The organism is Zunongwangia mangrovi (assembly GCF_900112105.1).
Taxonomy (GTDB): Bacteria; Bacteroidota; Bacteroidia; order Flavobacteriales; family Flavobacteriaceae; genus Zunongwangia; species Zunongwangia mangrovi.
In genome coordinates this window covers 248,254-266,604 of sequence record NZ_FOKV01000002.1, presented here as the reverse complement: position 1 = coordinate 266,604, position 18,351 = coordinate 248,254, and the positions used below count along the sequence as shown (strand labels likewise).

Sequence of the window (18,351 nt, the reverse complement as noted above, 5' to 3'; positions counted from 1 at the left end):
AAATTAGCGAATTTCAGAGATAATTAATGTTGTTTTTTGCTTCCGAAGCAAAGATCACCAGCATCTCCAAGACCGGGAACAATATAACCTCTGTGATCTAATTTTTGGTCTATGGCAGCGATCCATAAATGTGTATGCTGCGGAAATTCTTCATCAAGTAATTTTAAACCTTCTTCAGCACCAATTACAGCGACTAAATGAATCTCTTTTGGCGTTCCCATTTGTTTTAAGGCCTGCATTACATTTACAAAAGAACGGCCGGTAGCAAGCATAGGATCGGCCAAGATCAAGGTTTTATCATTTAGCGAAGGCGAAGCTAGATATTCTACTTTAATTTCAAACTCTTCATCTTCATTTGGATGGTGTCTATAGGCCGAAATAAATGAATTTTCAGCATCATCAAAATAATTTAAAATCCCATTGTGTAAAGGAAGACCTGCACGTAGAATCGAACAGATCACAATGTCATTAGCAGGAAGTTCTACTTTAGAATTTCCTAAAGGCGTCGTAATCTCTTTGGTGGTATATTGAAGTTTACTACTAAGTTCGTAACTTAATATCTCTCCTAAGCGCTCTATATTTCTTCGGAAGCGCATACGATCCTCTTGAACTGTCACATCACGAAGTTGGGCAATAAATTTATTGGCAATAGAGTTATTATTTAATAAATGATGAACATGCATCGATTTGTAGTTTTGGCGTTAGATGCTTTAAATATACAAACTATAACAAAGGATTCCATGAAGTTTTAATTCTGAAGTGTTTCAGAATGTTTCAGAATTTTACAGAAATGGCATTGATAATCGAAAAAGCTGTATTTCAGTTCAAAATTGGTTATTTTTGGCTATATTTTTGATATTAATCCTGAAGATAATTCCGCATAAAAATGAAAAAGATAGTTTTTAGTTTCATAATAGCGATTTTTGCCTGCAATTTTATTCAGGCTCAGGAAATCCCAAGTACGACCAACACAGGAGGTTCAGTGAAGCCAGTTACGACCGGAAACAACAGTGTTTTTCTTCCTCGAGTGAATAACGAGGTCGAAGACATCTTTATGAAGAAAGAAGAGCGCAAAATTAATATGCGCCAGGATAAAAACGGACTTCTAACTGAAGGTGATCGTGTTGCAGCCGAGTGGAAAGAAGATAAAAAAGCAAAAGAAGAATACGCAAAAGATCAATACCTGGGAGATGTAAAAACTACCGGTAAATTTGTAGAATTATACTGTAGAGATCATGAGTTTGTTGATGGAGACCGAGTGAAAATTACGGTAAATGGCGAAGTGATCTTTAAAAACTTAGCTTTAACCGGTTCTTATAAACCAATATTGGTCACTTTGCAGAGTGGTTTTAATACGATCGAATTTGAAGCTTTAAATCAAGGCTTATCTGGACCAAATACGGCGATGTTAAAGGTTTTTGGAGAAGACGGTAAGCAACTTGTTTCCAAAGAATGGAATTTACTTACCGGTGCCAGAGCAAGTTTAATGGTAGTAAAGCAATAGCGCTAAGATTCGATAATTTACGAGCAAATTTTATAGTATTTCAAATTAATTATAAAAAAGCTGTCTGGTGTGATCAGGCAGCTTTTTTTATACTTAAAAAAATATTTATTACCGATACCGATCTGAGGCAGTTTACTTCCTTTTGCTTACCCAATTTAGGTAGTTATATCCAATAATTCCCGCTAAGATCGAGGCCGTTAAGATTCCAATTTTTGCCTGTGTGAGCATTTCTGGTTTATCAAAGGCAAGTTCAGTAATAAAAAGAGACATAGTAAAACCAATTCCGCCTAAGCAACCAACGCCATAAATATGCTTCCAGTTTACTCCTTTTGGTAATTTACATATTTTTATAGCGCAAAGTAATCGGGTAAAGAAAACAATGCCACAAAACTTCCCGATGATCAATCCAAGAATAATCCCAATGGTGATGGGACTTAGAAAAAAACCAAAAGAATCCGCATTAATAGTAACGCCTGCATTTGCAAAGGCAAAAAGAGGTAAGACTACAAAATTCACAAAGTTTGTTAAGCCATTTTCTAAACGCTGTAGTGGTGGCGTAGCTTCTTTAGTAAGTAGCGCAAACTTTTCAATGATCATCCCGGTATCTTCGTTGCTACTGGTTAATTCAGGATCTTCATTTTTATTGATCTTGAATGCCCATAGTTTTACTTTCCGTAGAAATAAAGGAGGATCGACAGTTCTAGAGTTTGGTATAGCCAATGCAGCAAGAACTGCTGCGATGGTAGCGTGAACGCCAGAAAGTAGAATGGCAAGCCAAAGGCCACCAATACCTACGATCATATAAAAAATGGTATTTCTAACGCCTATATAGTTAGCAACAACTAAAATAGAAAGGAATACTGCTGCTATTCCCAGGTTTAAAAGTGAAATATCTGAAGTATAAAATAAAGCAATGATCAAAACAGCACCAAGATCATCGATTACCGCGATGGCAGTTAGAAAGATCTTTAGAGACAAAGGAACTTTATCGCCAAGTAAATAAAGTAATCCTAGGGCAAATGCGATATCTGTTGCCATAGGAATTCCCCAACCTTCGATAGCTGGAGTTCCTGAATTAAACAGACTAAAAATTATTGCAGGCATCATCATTCCGCCAATTCCCGCAGTAAGCGGTAAAAGTGCACCTCTAAAAGTAGAGAGCTCACCATGCAATATTTCTTTTTTGATTTCGAGACCAATCAGGAAAAAGAACATGGACATTAAACCATCGTTTATCCAATGTAATATGCTCTTATTAATTACAAAATCATTAATTCCTATATGAATGTGCTGTTCCCAAAGTTGGTGATATGCTTCGGCTAAGGGTGAATTAGCAACAAGCATGGCCAGTAAGGCAGCGAAAATTAATAGGATACCTACAGAAGTTTGTTTTTCGATAAATTTTTTGATGGGTAAGATCAAATATTGATCTAGGGGAGACTTCCTCATAATAGTTGTAATTAAGGATGAACAAATACTATAGAGTGGCTTATCAAACTTAGAGAAATATTGGTTTTATAATTATGACATTTATCAGGAATACTGTGAATTATAAGGGTTTATTTTAAGAGGCGATAAAAACGGCGTTTTAGGAAGATGCTGTTACTTTTAAATTATAACATGATTTTAGCATAGAAAATGTTAAATGCTAATTAGCTTTATAAAGTAACTGAGTATTAAGTTTTAATATCACGAAGAATGAGAGAAGCCATACGCTTTACTCTAATTATAGCCTTAATCGTTGGATTGATCATTTGCACTATTTTATGGCCTGTTTGGGGATTTTCGATATTTGGAATCTTACTTTTTGCAATTGGCCTGTATGATATTTTTCAGAAAGAACATACGATCTTAAGAAATTTCCCTTTGCTGGGGCATATGCGTTATATGCTGGAGCTAATAAGTCCAGAAATTCATCAATATTTTATCGAAAATGATACCGATGGAAAACCTATAGATCGTAATCACAGAAGTTACATCTACCAACGAGCAAAACTTCAGAAAGAAACACATCCATTTGGAACGCAATTAAATGTAGAAGCAGAGAATTTTAAATGGATGCAACACAGTATCTATCCTACAAAAGTAAAAACCGAATATCCAAGAGTAATAGTTGGCGGTCCAGATTGCAGGCAGCTGTATTCGGCTTCCTTATTCAATATTTCAGCAATGAGCTATGGCGCACTCAGCAAAAATGCGATAGAAGCTTTAAATAAAGGTGCTAAAGCGGGAAACTTTTTTCACGATACAGGAGAGGGCGCGATTTCAGATTATCACCGATTTGGTGGCGATCTGGTTTGGGAAATAGGTACAGGATATTTTGGCTGCAGAACTAAAGATGGAGATTTTGATCCCCATCAATTTGAAGAAAAAGCGAATTGGGCTGAGGTTAAAATGATCGAAATAAAAATATCACAAGGCGCTAAACCTGGTCATGGCGGAGTTTTACCGGCTTCAAAAAATAATAAGGAAATTGCTGAAATTAGAGGTGTAGAACCACACACCGATGTATTATCTCCGCCCGGTCATACTGCTTTTACAGATGCTGAAGGTTTATTAAAATTTGTACAGCAGCTAAGGGACTTATCAAACGCTAAGCCTGTTGGATTTAAATTGAGCATAGGTTCAAAAGACGAGTTTATTGAAATTTGTGAGAAAATGATCGAAACTGGGATCAAACCAGATTTTATCACAGTAGACGGAGCAGAAGGCGGTACTGGTGCCGCACCTATAGATTTTTCCAATTACGTAGGGATGCCGTGGGAAAATGCATTGATCTTTGTGGTAGATATTCTAAATGGTTTTGATCTTAAAAAGGACATCAAAGTACTTACCGCAACAAAGATCTTTACCGCCTTCGATATTTTTAAAGCTTTATGTATTGGTGCCGATATTTGTAATTCAGCTCGCGGAATGATGCTGGCTTTAGGCTGTATCCAGGCAATGCGCTGCGATACTAATAAATGTCCTACAGGTGTAGCTACAAATAACAATAGGTTAATGAATGGTTTGGTAGTAGAAGATAAATGGAAGCGTGTTAAGAACTACCAGCAACAAACTTTGGACGATTTCTTAGAGCTTTTTGCAGCTGCCGGCTGTAATGACCTTTTAGAGCTTAATCGCAAAATGATCAATAAAAAAATAAATGACGAGATAAAGTCGTATTCTGTTTTTTATCCTAATGTAGCGACCGGAGCTTATCTAAAAGAAGAATATGTCGCTCCTTAACTAACTAAATAATCAAGATTATGGAAAAAGTATTAATTGCTATCGATTATCATCCAAACTCAGAAGTAGTGGCAACTGCTGGCTACGATCTTGCCAAAAGGATGAGTGCTGAAGTTTGCTTGCTACATGTACTAGCCGATGTTTCTCATTACGGCGTAAATTATTCTGAGTTCTTAGGCTATCCAGGTTATCAAAATATGGGTTTCGATCTGGGTGTTAGTGCACAATTGCAGGAAATGGCTCAGGATTATCTAAAAACGGCTAAAAAGCAGTTTAATGACGATAAAGTTTCTGTAGCCTTAGAGATTGGCGATAGCCATCGAGGAATCTTAAAATATGCGAAAGAATGGGGAGCAGATCTAATTGTTATGGGTACACATAGCCATTCTACTTTAGAGAAAGTACTGGTGGGAACTGTAGCGTCTAAAGTTTTAGAGAAAACTGATGTGCCGGTGTATATGGTTCCAATTAAAAAGTAAACTACCTCGGGGTTAGCCCACGAGGCATTCACTAGAAACAATTTTTTAATTTCGAGGCAAGCCGCGGAGTATTATACCCGTTGGCGGTGCCAAGAAAATCTGGATCTTAATAATGCTCCAGATCCTTTATGGAAGATATTTTTGTTAGTGTATAGTTTATTTCGTCTAACTGGCCGTTTAAAACCCTTAAAACGTCTTCACTGAAATTGTACTGTGCAATAGCTCTTTCGTATTCTTCGGCGCTTTCTTTTTCACCTTTTAGGCATTCTTCAAGGATAATTTCATCTTTATTTTTGCTGAAGATTGTTTTTAAATCCATCCAGGTACGCTGCAAGGTTCCTTGTAAAGTTCCACTGGCTGCGGGCAAATGATCAATTTGGTAAAGCTCTCTTTCTAATTCCTTAGCAAATCTTGCACGCTGTTTCGCCTGCGTTAAAATAAAGTCTTTTAAAAGATTGTCTTCCGTATCATTTAATCCATCCTTGTAAACCTGTTCTGCATCGCAATTTTTTTCTAAAAGCTCCTGCAATGCATTCGCAATCTTTTTACTATCATTTATCTTTTCCATAGGCGATTTTATATATTCCTATCAAAATTAAGGTAAGACTAACGATAATAGTCTTAATTATTTTTAAATTCACCTCGATTTAGCTTTTAATGTTAATTACTCCAAATTTTAATGAAGAAATACATTGCAATCTTAAAAGGAATCAACGTTGGTGGACACAAAAAGATTCTAATGGCAGAGCTCAGGGATTTGCTAACGAAAATAGAAGAAATAGATAAAGTTAAAACCTATATTCAAAGCGGTAATATAATCTTTAGCGCTTCAGGAGATAGTGAAGCAAAGCTGGCGCAATTAATTCAGAAAAAGATCTTAGAACATTATGGATTTGAGGTGAGCACATTGGTTCTTTCCGAAGAAAATTTTGCTGCGATCATTAAAAATAATCCTTATGCTGAGGTTGATATTAAGCGTTTACACTGTACTTTTTTTAAGACTGAACCCATCTTAGAAAACCGCCAAAAGCTTGAAACTTTCGATGCCTCTCCAGATGTCTTTACGACTGCTGAAGATTGTGTTTACATTTGCTGTGAAACAGAGCGTTACAGTAAATCGAATATCAATAATAGTGTCGCTGAAAAGCTGTTGAAAATAAATTGTACTACCCGAAACTGGAAAACCTGTATTAAGCTCTTAGAGATGACTAAAAGCTTATGATTGCTGTAAGCGCAGCTCAAATTCGATAATTCCGGCATCAATTTTTGCAGAATGTAAAATTCCGTTTTTATAAAGATAAGTGCTTTCCCGGCCTTTTTCGTTTTCTTTTGCGTAGATATGGTTTCCAATCTTTCTTAACGCATGAAATCCACCTGTTTCTTCGCTGTAAACGCGATCTATTCCTGTAGGTTCTTCAAAAATTAATTGCACGCCACAATAGGAGACAGAATGTTTGATGTTTTTCTCTAATTCGCCCGAATCGTAAAACTTGTAACCGCTGGTAGATTTTAAAGTTTTGGTATTTGTACGTTCTTTACCGTTAAAATAAATTTGAACATCAGATTGTTCTAAATGTTGGCCATCAAATTTTACATCAAAGGCGTAACTGACTTCAATTTTGGTTAAAATTCGGGTTTCTATATTTGTTTTGGTAAGATATTGTACACTTTGGCCCTGTGTTTCTTTAACCGCTTTTAATTGCCCAATCGTATCGTCCTTGTGGATTATCGTATAGGTATAATTCTCTTTTTGTGCATACAGCGCAAAATCAAGAAATAAAATAATAATTATTGAAAAGGCCGATTTCATGATGGGGATTTTAATGGCTTAATTTAAGTAAAATTCTGCAATATTATATTAGACAGCTAATTTTTGAATTATAGGCTTTTTCCGCTCTAAAATAGGCTTAGAAACTATAAATAAATCTAGAAAGAATGTATTCTTCGGAATACAACTTACTTAAAATTCTGCCTTAATTTCATAAATTCCTGCTCTAGGAAATTAAGCTTTTGTTCGATTTCAACATTATTATTTTCAGGAAGACGCTTAAAGAAGGTGTAGCAAACACTCCACATTTCTTTAATTTCTGTAGGAGAAACTTCAAGATCGTCGATATTGGTATTAGTTGCTCTTAAGGTTACAGTTGTTGAAGAGTGATAAAACTTTCTAAAGAATATTTTTCCGTGAACTAAAACAATAACCAGGCTGCCATTTTCGATTTTGGTAAAATCTTCCGCTAAAATATGTTCTCCTATAACAACATCCTTAGGGCAAAATGCTTTATCGTTATCAGTCATTTCTAAATTAGAAATTAAGTAACCTCTATATTTTTTATCAGGATTTATTGGTAAATGAAGTTTGGGAAGATCTTCTATAAAGTGTGGCTTATCGTAATATTGTATATAATCTGCTTCGGTTTTTGGAGTGATACAGGGAATTTTGGTAAACTCTTCTTTACTAAAACTACCTTGTAGCGCAAGGTCGTCTTTAAATTTTAAAAGTTTATTCACGGTAAGTTCTTTGGTAAGTAGATCATCTATAGTAATGCTAAAATGATTAGCTATTTTAATAATGGTTTCGATTCTAGGTTCACTTCGTTCTTCTTCGTAAGCACCCAAAGTACCGCGTTTTAGCTCGAATAATTCAGCAAAAGCCTGCTGACTTAGTTTCTTTACATTTCTTATCTTCCTAATATTTTTACCGAAATACGACATATTTTGCTAAAATTATTTGCAATATTGAAATTTAGTTGTATCTTTATCTAACAATATTAGCTAATAGATTTGATAATTACTAATTTATTTGGTTATTTCTCTATATGAATTTAAAAAGAAAGAGATTGCTAAATGAATTAGCTTGAAATGGAAAATTTGAACTTTAAACCTAAACAACCAATGATTACAGCAATAATTACAGCAGTGATTGTGTTAATAATACCTTAATACAAAATAGATTTTGTATTATTATACTCTAGTTTTTAACACCAATCAAAAAACACTGTCTAGATGAAAAACCACTTTCAGATAACCAAAAATTTTCTGCTAGAGCTTAATTTCAATATCGATTTCGAAAATGAAGCCGAAGGAATTTTAATGATTCGAAAAGAGAATTTTGGAATTAAAAACCTTATCCTGGGTGTAGCACCGCCTATTTTAATAATGGAGCAGTTCTTATTCAAGATTAATAACCAGTCTGAAAAGATCTATCGCAGCCTGTTGCAAAAAAACCGTGACATTATCCATGGCGCCTTTGTAGTAGACGATTCTGGAGAAAAAGTGATCTTTAGAGATACGCTTCAGATAGAAAACTTAGATCTAAACGAACTGGAAGGATCATTAAATTCACTTAGTTTATTAATGAGTGAATATTCAGACAAAATCATAGAATTTTCAAAATATTAAACCTTAGCGTTATGAACATTTTTAAACGATTATTTAAAATAGGAGAAGCTGAAGCAAATTCAGCAATAGATAAAATGGAAGATCCCATTAAATTAACCGAGCAGGGAATCAGGGACCTTAAACAGGATTTGGAGAAAAATCTGGAAGCTTTGGCGCAGGTAAAAGCCCTGGCAATTAGAGCAAAGAACGACCAGGAAGAATATCTGGACAAAAAAGAAGACTACCATAATAAAGCGATTTTGATCCTGAAGAAAGGACAAAGTGGTGATATGGATAAAACCGAATCAGATCGCCTTGCTCGTGAGGCTTTAGTAAAAAAGGAAGAAGCGCAAAAACACGTAGAACGATCTGAAGAAGAAGCCAAAAAGTTTAATGAAAACGTAGCCCAATTAGAGCGAAATATTCAAACCATCAAATCGAATATTAGCAATTGGGAAAACGAACTTAGAACGCTTAAAGCTCGTGTAAAAGTGAGTAACGCCACAAAGAGCCTTAACAAGCAAATGGCCGAGATTGATAGTAGTAGCACAGTTTCTATGCTAGAGCGCATGAAAGAAAAAGTAGCGCAGGAAGAAGCTTTGGCTGAAGCCTATGGCGATATTGCAGGCGCCTCTAAATCTATTGACGAAGAGCTTGAAAAAGCAGCAAGCACTACAGAAGCAAAAGCCGAAGATGATCTTAGCAAACTTAAAGATCAATTAGGTTTAAATGATGATAAAAAATAACGAAATTGACCAGTTTAACAGACATATTATTCTCTGAGGTAAACATTACCTTAAGCATCCTCTGTATGCTATTGATCGTTTATTGGTTGCTAACCATGATAAGCGGTATCGACTTTGATTACGACATGGATATTGATATCGATGCCGATGTAGATGTCGATGCCGATTTGGCAACCGATGGCGCAAATATGGAATTTCAGGATGTTTCGAATGCCGAGCTGAATAAAGAGGATGTGGTAGGTAGAAGAATTCAACCTTTAAAATGGTGGCAAATTATGTTGATCTATTTCAACTTTGTTGGGCTGCCATTTATGTTCACCTTTACCTGTTTCGTATTTATCTGGTGGTTTACCACGGCAATTACAACAGCGCTAACCTACACGTATGATAACTTTTTGGGTTTCGCCATCATGATCGCCGGTTTTTTTACCTCTTTATTTGTAAACAAGATCTTTACTACACCATTTAAAGGTTTCTTTAAAAACCTGAATAAAGACGGTGATAAAGCTATCGATTATATTGGCAGGCAAGGTATTTTGTTATCCACCATTTCTGGTGATAAAATGGGAAATGCTGAAATCTATGCTAATGGAGATTCGCATTCCATCTACGTAAAATCGTTAGATGGACATCAATTAAATTACCACGACAAAATCTTAATTATCAAGCAATCTGCAGATAAAAATTACTTCTTAGTACAATCTTATAACGACTAAACCTAACTTAAAAAAAATGGATCAAATTTTACCACTTATCGGATTTGGATTAGGGGGATTTATCTTCCTAGTCGTAGTTTACTTCGCAATAATTGCGATGTTTTACAAGAAAGTTCCACAAGGCCGTGCCATTGTTCGTACCGGTTTTGGGGGAACCAAAGTAGCCACAGATAAAGGACTTTATGTGGTGCCTGTTTTCCACAAAGTGGAAGTTATGGATATTTCTGTAAAGAAAATCCAGATCGAAAGAATGGAGCACGAGGGCCTTATTTGTAAAGACAATATGCGGGCAGATATTAAAGTTGCCTTCTTCGTTAGGGTGAACAACGATATTTCTTTTATTAAAAGAGTAGCACAAACCATTGGTGTAGATCGTGCATCAAGAATCGAAACTTTAGAGGATCTTTTTGAAGCTAAATTTTCTGAAGCCTTAAAAACCGTAGGAAAGAAGTTTGATTTTATCGAACTATACGAAGCACGTCGCGAATTTAGAGACGAGATCGTAAATATTATTGGTACAGATCTTAACGGCTATACTTTAGAGGATTGCGCGATCGACTTTTTAGAGCAAACACCAATTTCGCATTTAAAACCAGATAATATTCTGGATTCTGAAGGGATCAAAAAGATTACCGAGCTTACTGCGGTTCAGAATATGAAAGCGAACCTTATTAAGCGTGACGAAGAAAAAACCATCAGAAAACAAGACGTTGAAGCTCGCGAAGCTATCCTTGAATTAGATAAACAATTAGCTGAAAAAGAAGAAGCTCAAAAACGTGAGATCGCAAACATTAAGGCACGAGAAAATGCTGAAGTAAGCAAAGTTGCTGAAGAAGAGCGCCTAAAATCTGAAACAGCAAGAATTGCTACGGAAGAAAAAGTAAAAGTTGCCGAAGAAAATATGAACCGTCAAATCATCGTGGCGGCGAAAAACAAAGAACGAACAGAAGCTGTAGAAAGCGAACGTGTTGAAAAAGACCGTATGTTAGAGGCTACTGAAAGAGAACGTATCGTAACGCTGGCGCAGATCGAGAAAGAGAAAGTTCTAGAAGTAGAGAAGAAAAACATTCAGGATGTTATTCGTGATCGTGTGATGTTAGAAAAAGGTGTGGTAGAAGAGCAGGAGAATATGAAAGATATCCAGGCCTTTAAAACTGCAGATCGTGAGAAGCAAGTGAAAGTTACTATTGCTGAAGCGAACGCTCAGGAACAATTGATCAAAACCATTAAAGCTGCAGAAGCACAAAAAGAAGCTGCCAAGCAAAAAGCTGAAGAAATTAATATTGAAGCGCAGGCGCATAAAGAAGCCAGTGAAAAAGAAGCAGAAGCAAGAAAAACCATTGCTGAAGCAAAAGCGAAAGAAGAAGCAACCATTGGATTATCTGAAGCTGAAGTAATGCACGCGAAAGCAGATGCCAGCGAGAGACAAGGACTTATGGAAGCGCTTATTATCGAGAAAAAAGCCAAAGCTGAAGCTGCCGGAATGGAAGCTAAAGCTGAAGCGAGTAGAAAAGAAGGTAAAGCCGCTGCAGATGTGATTAGAGATAAAGCACTTGCCGATGCTGCCGGTATAGAAGAAAAGGCTGCCGCAATGAAGAAACTTGATGGTGTAGGTAAAGAACACGAAGAATTCAAGTTGAAACTGGATAAAGAATTACAGGTAGATCTTGCGCATATCAACATCCAAAAAGATATTGCAGATGCTCAGGCGCATGTAATTAGTGATGCACTTAAAGCCGCTAAGATCGATATTGTTGGTGGTGAAACCATGTTCTTCGACCAGATCATTGGTCAGATTACCAGAGGTAAAGGATTCGATAGATTGGTACAGAACAGTTCTAACATTCAGGATCTAAAGGATTCGATCTTAGGCAGTGATGATATTCAGGGGAATTTGCTAACCAAAGTTCGTGAATTTTCAGAGAAGTACGGAATCTCTTCCGAAGATATCAAAAACCTAACAATCGCTAATTTGATCATGGAATTAAAAGGGCGCTCAAACGATCAAAATGAGCAAACCATGTTAGGCAATTTATTCAACCTGGCTAAAGGTTTAGGATTGTCTGATAAGCGAGTTTCAACCTTAAAGGTTTGATCTAATATTTGAAGAAAATCAATTAAAATTTAGAGCCTTGTCATCCCGGGCGTGACCCGGGATTTCATCCTCTCTAATTCTTTCTGCTTCAATAATTAGAGCAATCAAACCCTAACCTTACCACAAAACCAAATGAATACTAACGAAGAAAAGTCTGTACAAAAAGATGCTTTGGATGGTGGAACCTACGAGATTATCCGTAAACGTCTCAACACTCATAAATCTGATCTACAGGAACGTCTTAATACCTTAAATGACGCCCGGAAAACGGTTTTTGGTTCGCTTGAAACGCAATTAATTGCCAATAACCGAATTAGTACCGAAAATAATTGTGTGGCCAGGGATATCATTTCGCTGGGAAATACCTGCATTTTTGGCTATAATGTTCATTTTGGATTACGTACAGAAATTACTCTTTCTGATGTTTTTAGCGTTTACGAGTTTAAAGACCATCATTTTGAAGCAGTTTCTTTAGCGCTTTTTGAAGATGATACTTTTAAAACCGATTTTTCAAATCTTTACAAATATTATCGAAATACGATCTTTAGTAAGTTTGCAAGAATAGGGAACTATCTGCATATGGTTTTTCAGCTGAGTGAAAGTGTGACCGATATTAAGACCTTTAAATGGCTTATAAAGGATAATTCGCTTACCTATATCGATAATCGTAGCGAACACGAATTTAAGTATCCTAAGCAGCACCAATTTAACTGGCAGGAAGCTACGCGAGATATGCAACGCTATGGTGAACATCCGCATGTTGCAATTTTAGATAAAGTTTTTGTTGAAACTATTGGCGGCGATCTTACGATTAAAATTGAAGATAATACAGAAGACGGAATGGGAATTTATTCTGAACCTGTAGATTATAAAGATCAAACGCTGGATGATGGCCAGATTCGCTTTGCCGATCTAGGAAATTTAATCATTCTTGAAATAAAACCTTTTCAGGAAGAAGCACGCTATTTTGTATACAATCACAAAATGCAGGAAGTTCAGAAAATCGATTCGATCAAAGAAACGGCAGTTTTATTACCAGACGATCAGGGAATTATTTTCCCAAATGGTTACTATTTACAAACCGGGGAATTTCATCTATTCTCTAACGAAGTTCAGTCTTTAAAATATCAGGGAATAATGAATTCTCCAAATGGGGAGGATTTTCTGTATATTTTCTATTCGCCTTCAAAAGGCACTTATCTGCTAATGGATTATAATATGATCGAGCAGGAAATCAAAACACCTATTGTTTGTGGTGGCTTCACCATTTTACCCAATGGAGAGCTTTGCTATTTTAAGGCTGATGACGAGCAGACCAAACATCACATGATCCAGATTTGGCAAACGCCGTATTTGGAAGGCGATATTATGCCTTCTGAACATCAGGATTCGATGTTATATAAAATTGGGAATAAAGATATCGTGAAAGCAATGGCAGAGGCTAATGAGCTGATCACATTGCTGAGTAAGGAGGATAATTATGACGGATTGTATGTCGATATTGCGAAATCTTCAAAGAATATTTTAGATGCTTATTATTGGCTGAATGAAAAGGAAACAGCGGTTTTAAGTGAGCCGTTAAAAGAGATCAATATTGCCGCAAATGCAGCGATAGATGAATTTCAGAAAGTGATTCAGCTTAAGAAAAATGCTGAAAAACAAACCAAAGAAATTCAGCAGAAAGCACAAGAGCTTTTCAGTAAAATTAAAAGTACTTCTTTTAAAAACATTAACGAATTTGTCGAATTACTCTCGCAGCTACGAGCTTTACGTGGTGAGGTGATTGGTCTATATGAAATTCGATATGTAAACGAAGAATTTATTAAATCGCTGGAAGCTGAAATTGCAGAGCAAACCACTAAAATTTCGAGACGCTGCGTAGAATTTTTGCTGAATGATAAAGCCTTGCAGCCATATCACGATAAAGTTGAAGAAAAGCAGCAACAATTAGAAAAGATCAGCAAAGTTGTCGAAGCCAAAAAGCTGGAAGAGGATGTAAATCAGATCGCTTTAGATCTGGAAATGCTTATCGATATTGTTTCGAATCTGGATATCGAAGATACGTCACATTCAACCAAAATCATTGATAATATTAGCTTGATTTTTGCAACGATCAATCAGTTAAAAGCAGCGATTAAGAATAAGAGAAAATCACTGGGAAGTAAAGAAGCCCAAGCCGATTTTGCTGCGCAATTAAAACTGATCGATCAGAGTATAATCAATTATCTGGATATCGCTTCAACGCCTGAAAAATGTGATGAATTTCAAACGAAAGTCAGTATTCAGCTGGAAGAATTAGAAGGGAAATTTGCCGATTTTGAGGAATTTATTACTGAGATTATCGAAAAACGGGAAGAAGTTTATAACGCCTTTGAAAGTAAGAAAAGTGCGATCAATGAAAAGCGAAATAAAAAGGCGATTGCCTTGCAAACCGCTTCAGATCGTATTTTAAAAAGTATTGGCAAGAAAGCTGAAAGTTTAAAATCGGTTTCAGAAATTAACGGGTATTTCGCTTCAGATCTTATGGTAAATAAGCTTCGCGATATTGTGGAGCAGTTACGAGAACTGGATGATAGCGGTAATGCCGAAGAAATTGAAACTTCGCTAAAAACGAGTAGGGAAGATGCGCTGCGAAAGCTAAAAGACAAGCAGGATCTTTACGAAGATGGCGAAAATATTATCAAACTCGGGAATCATAAATTCGGAGTTAACCGTCAGGAACTGGATCTAAGCATTGTTTTTAAAGACGATAAGTTATTTTACCATTTAAGCGGAACCGATTTTTACCAGGAACTGGAAAATGAAATTTTAAATAATAGTCGAGAATATTGGAATCAGGAATTTATTTCTGAAAATGACTCGGTTTATCGCTCTTCATTTTTAGCCTTTAAAATCTATAAAAACCAGTCTCCTGAAAATCTATTCGAATTAAACGAAGATGAATTGCTGAAGCTGATTCAGGAGGAAAGCAGCAGTAATTATTCTGAGGGTTATATAAAAGGAGTTCATGATCTTGATGCCTCTAAGATGCTGCAAATTTTGGTGCAAAAACATAAAGATTTAGGTATTTTAAGGTGGCGATCTGAAATTCGAGCTTTTGCAAGATATTTTTGGAACCAGTTAGAAAGCGATGCTAAAAAAGGATATAATAATTCGATAAAAGCTTCGGGGCAGGTTTTAAAATATTTCCCCAATACTCGCGAATATGACTTTTTAATTCAGGAATTAGAGCAGGTAATTAGCGATTTTGGACAAAAATCGGGCTTATTTTCTGCGGAAGTCAGTTTAGAAACCGCACAATATCTTTTTGAAGAACTGCAAAGTGACGATCAATTTGTGGTAAGCGGATTGGCAAAAAAATTAGCAGATGATTTTCAGCAAATGCTGAAGAAAGAGAAAGCCGAATCTCAGTTTAGAAATAGTGTTGAAAGTTTACAATTTTATTCAGTAAAGATCAGGTTGGTAAAACAATGGCTTCAGGCGTTCGCCAAAGCGAAATTGTTAGAAAATCAAGCAAATTATATCGACGAAGCTGCGTGTTGTATTTTATTTCCGCAGCAAAGTCCGGAGGTCAACCATATCGATCCTTCCGCAGTAATTTCAGAACTAAAAGGAGACCATAAAAACATCGAAAATGGACAATTTCAGTTCAATTTTCATGATTTTACACAAAAACTTCAGTTATATTTTAATTATAGCGTTCCGGCATTTCAGGCCTTTAGAAAAGCACGACATCAGGTCACCGAAGATTTAAAAGAACAGCTGAAATTAGACGAATTTAAGCCAAGAGTGCTGACTTCTTTTGTTCGGAATAAATTGATCGATCAGGTTTATTTTCCATTATTCGGCGAAAACCTGGCGAAACAATTGGGAAGTGTAGGGGAGAACCGACGTACAGACAGAATGGGGATGTTGCTGTTAATTTCGCCGCCGGGTTACGGGAAAACAACGCTGATGGAATATATCGCCAACAGGTTGGGATTGGTTTTTATGAAAATCAATGGGCCGGCGATTGGTCACGATATTACCTCTGTAGATCCTGAGGCCGCGACAAATTCGGCTTCCAGAGAAGAGCTTAAAAAACTGAATCTGGCTTTTGAGATGGGAAATAATGTGATGTTGTATTTAGACGATATTCAGCATTGTAATCCGGAATTTTTACAAAAGTTTATTTCACTAGCCGATGGAACTCGAAAAATTGAAGGAATTTATAACGGAAAACCAAAAACATATGATCTACGCGGAAAGAAATTTTGTGTGATCATGGCCGGCAACCCTTATACCGAAAGCGGTGAGAAATTTAGAATCCCGGATATGCTTTCTAACCGTGCCGATATTTATAATTTGGGAGATATTATTGGCGATACCGAAAGTTTGTTTAAATTAAGCTTATTAGAGAATTCGCTAACATCGAATTCTGTATTGCATCAATTAAGTTCTCGAAATTTTGACGATGTGTATACGTTGATCGATCGTGTAGAAAATAATTCTGATGCCGGGGAATTAAAGGGGAATCATACTCAACAGGAAATTCAGGATTATAAATCGGTTTTAGAGAAAGTGTTAAGCATTCGTAATACCGTTTTAAAAGTAAATGCAACTTATATAAAATCGGCCGGGATGGAAGACGAATATCGAACAGAACCGGCTTTTAAGTTGCAGGGATCGTATCGAGATATGAATAAACTGGTCTCGAAAGTGGTACCGATTATGAATGAAAAAGAACTAAATAGTTTGTTATTATCGCATTACGAGAACGAATCTCAAACACTAACAGCTGCTGCGGAAGCGAATTTATTAAAGTTTAAAGAATTGCGCGGAAGTATTTCTGAAGATGAAGAGGCTCGTTGGAATGCGATTAAAGAGACCTTTTTAAAGAACAATAAGCTGAAGGGATTTGGCGACAAGAATGAGATGGCACAGGTATTATCCCAAATGATGGCTTTTAGTGAAAATTTAGAGGGTATTAGAGAGGTTTTAAAACGTGGTTTAGAAAAATAAAACTCATTTTACGCTGCCCGAACACCATGAACGTCTACGAATTTTTGTTTGGGCAGTTATTTTTAATTTCACATTACATATCTATTTTTAAACGTTTAATAAATAATAAAGTTTAATTTTTGTTAAATTTTTAATGTATTGCAAATTAAAGTATTATGTTTGTTTCATTACGAAGCAATATTAACCCTACTTTAAATATTTGCTATGACACATAATTACTTTTCTTGGTGTAGTTATACCTTGATTTTACTTGTTTTCACCTGCTATTTTGAAACAAGCCATGCACAAGTTGGTATAGGTACATCAGAGCCAGATCCTTCTTCAATTTTACACATTTCCAGCACAGATAAAGGCGTATTATTACCTAGGGTAGATCTAAAAAACCTTTGGGATAAGAATACGGTAGATAATCCTGCGGAGGGCCTTTTAGTCTATAACACTAATAACGATAGGGCTCAAAATCTTGAAAGAGGATTGTATTGTTGGGATAGCAACCAATGGGATAAAATTACTAATGAGTCAGACTTGTCCAGTGAGGAATCAACACCCAAAGCCTATGGGAATTTTTACGCTAGAAGTAAACAAAGCCTTAGCGATAGGTACATTAGAATAATTAGATTTGATAGAGCTTATACCTCCAACAATATTCGATGGAATAACTCTAAAAATGCATTGGATGTAGAGAGCGACGGAATATTTAAAGTTAATGCTATCATTTCTTTGAATATAGACGACGATGATGCCGAAGATGCTGTGGTAGAATTCTATTTCACTAAATCTGGAGAAAAAGTAAACGGTTCTTCAGTTTATTTAACTATTGATAGTTCAGTTGATGACGATGAAAAATACACAGTTGCATTACAAGGTATAATTGAATTTTCAGATACAGATGATCTTAGTGTCTATGCCAGGAAAGCAAATTCGAGAGGAGAGATCACCGAGTTATCTACCATACCGGAGGCTTGTTCAATTTCACTTTTTAAGTTGTAATTCAATTAAAAATCAATTTGTTAATATCTAGAGTATTATGAATATTTGAACGAAAACAGTGACTATTACAAGGATTTTGTAAAAATAATACTGATAAAATGCCAGTTAAATAACCGTTTAAACGTTTTTAAACGATTATTTGCGCGCTTCATCGTAAAGTTTTATTTAAGTAAAAGCTAAGGTTTAATTTTGACTATCTATAAGTCAGTAA

General features: G+C 35.9%; 15 protein-coding genes. 10 read left to right on the top strand and 5 right to left on the bottom strand.

Features of this window, described 5'->3' with window-relative positions; genetic code table 11:
• Window positions 1–23 precede the first annotated feature (23 nt).
• Complete coding sequence (gene upp / locus BM201_RS07400) at window positions 24–683, bottom strand: uracil phosphoribosyltransferase (RefSeq protein WP_092541143.1); 660 nt, start codon at window positions 681–683, stop codon at window positions 24–26.
• A 203-nt stretch (window positions 684–886) separates the two neighbouring features.
• On the opposite strand from upp, the gene BM201_RS07395 reads away from it, so the two are divergent.
• The gene (locus BM201_RS07395) at window positions 887–1,504 is read left to right on the top strand and encodes a hypothetical protein (protein WP_092541141.1); all 618 of its coding nucleotides are present in this window, start codon (window positions 887–889) and stop codon (window positions 1,502–1,504) included.
• Between the two features lie 132 nt (window positions 1,505–1,636).
• Here the strand turns inward: BM201_RS07395 and nhaA are convergent, their stop codons facing one another.
• The gene (gene nhaA, locus BM201_RS07390; protein WP_092541139.1) at window positions 1,637–2,953 is read right to left on the bottom strand and encodes a Na+/H+ antiporter NhaA; all 1,317 of its coding nucleotides are present in this window, start codon (window positions 2,951–2,953) and stop codon (window positions 1,637–1,639) included.
• A gap of 249 nt (window positions 2,954–3,202) precedes the next feature.
• Between nhaA and BM201_RS07385 the strand changes: the two genes are divergently transcribed.
• Entirely contained in the window at window positions 3,203–4,732 is a 1,530-nt protein-coding gene (locus BM201_RS07385; protein WP_092541137.1) for an FMN-binding glutamate synthase family protein, read from the top strand.
• Window positions 4,733–4,752: 20 nt separating this feature from the next.
• On the top strand, window positions 4,753–5,211 hold the full coding sequence (locus tag BM201_RS07380) for a universal stress protein (RefSeq protein WP_092541135.1): 459 nt from the start codon (window positions 4,753–4,755) through the stop codon (window positions 5,209–5,211).
• 106 nt (window positions 5,212–5,317) lie between these two features.
• Here BM201_RS07380 and BM201_RS07375 read toward each other — a convergent pair whose 3' ends face one another.
• Entirely contained in the window at window positions 5,318–5,779 is a 462-nt protein-coding gene (locus BM201_RS07375) for a ferritin-like domain-containing protein (protein ID WP_092541133.1), read from the bottom strand.
• Window positions 5,780–5,890: 111 nt separating this feature from the next.
• On the opposite strand from BM201_RS07375, the gene BM201_RS07370 reads away from it, so the two are divergent.
• A complete protein-coding gene (locus tag BM201_RS07370; protein ID WP_092541131.1) occupies window positions 5,891–6,433 on the top strand; it encodes a DUF1697 domain-containing protein in 543 nt (180 codons plus the stop codon).
• Here the strand turns inward: BM201_RS07370 and BM201_RS07365 are convergent.
• The gene (locus tag BM201_RS07365) at window positions 6,428–7,021 is read right to left on the bottom strand and encodes a DUF6134 family protein (RefSeq protein ID WP_084840574.1); all 594 of its coding nucleotides are present in this window, start codon (window positions 7,019–7,021) and stop codon (window positions 6,428–6,430) included. The genes BM201_RS07370 and BM201_RS07365 overlap by 6 nt on opposite strands.
• 146 nt (window positions 7,022–7,167) lie before the next feature.
• Entirely contained in the window at window positions 7,168–7,926 is a 759-nt protein-coding gene (locus BM201_RS07360; RefSeq protein ID WP_092541129.1) for a helix-turn-helix domain-containing protein, read from the bottom strand.
• 291 nt (window positions 7,927–8,217) lie between these two features.
• Here BM201_RS07360 and BM201_RS07355 point away from each other — a divergent pair, with 291 nt between their 5' ends.
• From BM201_RS07355 to BM201_RS07330, 6 genes are all read left to right on the top strand, one after another.
• Complete coding sequence (locus BM201_RS07355; protein ID WP_092541127.1) at window positions 8,218–8,613, top strand: CesT family type III secretion system chaperone; 396 nt, start codon at window positions 8,218–8,220, stop codon at window positions 8,611–8,613.
• An 11-nt stretch (window positions 8,614–8,624) separates the two neighbouring features.
• Complete coding sequence (locus tag BM201_RS07350; protein ID WP_092541125.1) at window positions 8,625–9,338, top strand: PspA/IM30 family protein; 714 nt, start codon at window positions 8,625–8,627, stop codon at window positions 9,336–9,338.
• Between the two features lie 5 nt (window positions 9,339–9,343).
• Entirely contained in the window at window positions 9,344–10,054 is a 711-nt protein-coding gene (locus BM201_RS07345; RefSeq protein ID WP_092541123.1) for a hypothetical protein, read from the top strand.
• Between the two features lie 16 nt (window positions 10,055–10,070).
• Window positions 10,071–12,149, top strand: coding sequence for a flotillin family protein (locus tag BM201_RS07340; protein ID WP_092541121.1), 2,079 nt, complete (start codon window positions 10,071–10,073; stop codon window positions 12,147–12,149).
• 132 nt (window positions 12,150–12,281) lie between these two features.
• Complete coding sequence (locus BM201_RS07335; protein WP_092541119.1) at window positions 12,282–17,150, top strand: DNA repair ATPase; 4,869 nt, start codon at window positions 12,282–12,284, stop codon at window positions 17,148–17,150.
• Between the two features lie 204 nt (window positions 17,151–17,354).
• Window positions 17,355–18,140, top strand: a complete 786-nt coding sequence (locus BM201_RS07330) for a hypothetical protein (RefSeq protein ID WP_092541117.1) — start codon at window positions 17,355–17,357, stop codon at window positions 18,138–18,140.
• Window positions 18,141–18,351: the final 211 nt, after the last annotated feature.

What these genes read in the sequence shown, in the direction of transcription:
- upp (WP_092541143.1), bottom strand. Translation starts at nt 683, where the DNA reads ATGCATGTTCATCATTTATTAAATAATAACTCTATTGCCAATAAATTT.
- BM201_RS07395 (WP_092541141.1), top strand. Translation starts at nt 887, where the DNA reads ATGAAAAAGATAGTTTTTAGTTTCATAATAGCGATTTTTGCCTGCAAT.
- nhaA (WP_092541139.1), bottom strand. Translation starts at nt 2,953, where the DNA reads ATGAGGAAGTCTCCCCTAGATCAATATTTGATCTTACCCATCAAAAAA.
- BM201_RS07385 (WP_092541137.1), top strand. Translation starts at nt 3,203, where the DNA reads ATGAGAGAAGCCATACGCTTTACTCTAATTATAGCCTTAATCGTTGGA.
- BM201_RS07380 (WP_092541135.1), top strand. Translation starts at nt 4,753, where the DNA reads ATGGAAAAAGTATTAATTGCTATCGATTATCATCCAAACTCAGAAGTA.
- BM201_RS07375 (WP_092541133.1), bottom strand. Translation starts at nt 5,779, where the DNA reads ATGGAAAAGATAAATGATAGTAAAAAGATTGCGAATGCATTGCAGGAG.
- BM201_RS07370 (WP_092541131.1), top strand. Translation starts at nt 5,891, where the DNA reads ATGAAGAAATACATTGCAATCTTAAAAGGAATCAACGTTGGTGGACAC.
- BM201_RS07365 (WP_084840574.1), bottom strand. Translation starts at nt 7,021, where the DNA reads ATGAAATCGGCCTTTTCAATAATTATTATTTTATTTCTTGATTTTGCG.
- BM201_RS07360 (WP_092541129.1), bottom strand. Translation starts at nt 7,926, where the DNA reads ATGTCGTATTTCGGTAAAAATATTAGGAAGATAAGAAATGTAAAGAAA.
- BM201_RS07355 (WP_092541127.1), top strand. Translation starts at nt 8,218, where the DNA reads ATGAAAAACCACTTTCAGATAACCAAAAATTTTCTGCTAGAGCTTAAT.
- BM201_RS07350 (WP_092541125.1), top strand. Translation starts at nt 8,625, where the DNA reads ATGAACATTTTTAAACGATTATTTAAAATAGGAGAAGCTGAAGCAAAT.
- BM201_RS07340 (WP_092541121.1), top strand. Translation starts at nt 10,071, where the DNA reads ATGGATCAAATTTTACCACTTATCGGATTTGGATTAGGGGGATTTATC.
- BM201_RS07335 (WP_092541119.1), top strand. Translation starts at nt 12,282, where the DNA reads ATGAATACTAACGAAGAAAAGTCTGTACAAAAAGATGCTTTGGATGGT.
- BM201_RS07330 (WP_092541117.1), top strand. Translation starts at nt 17,355, where the DNA reads ATGACACATAATTACTTTTCTTGGTGTAGTTATACCTTGATTTTACTT.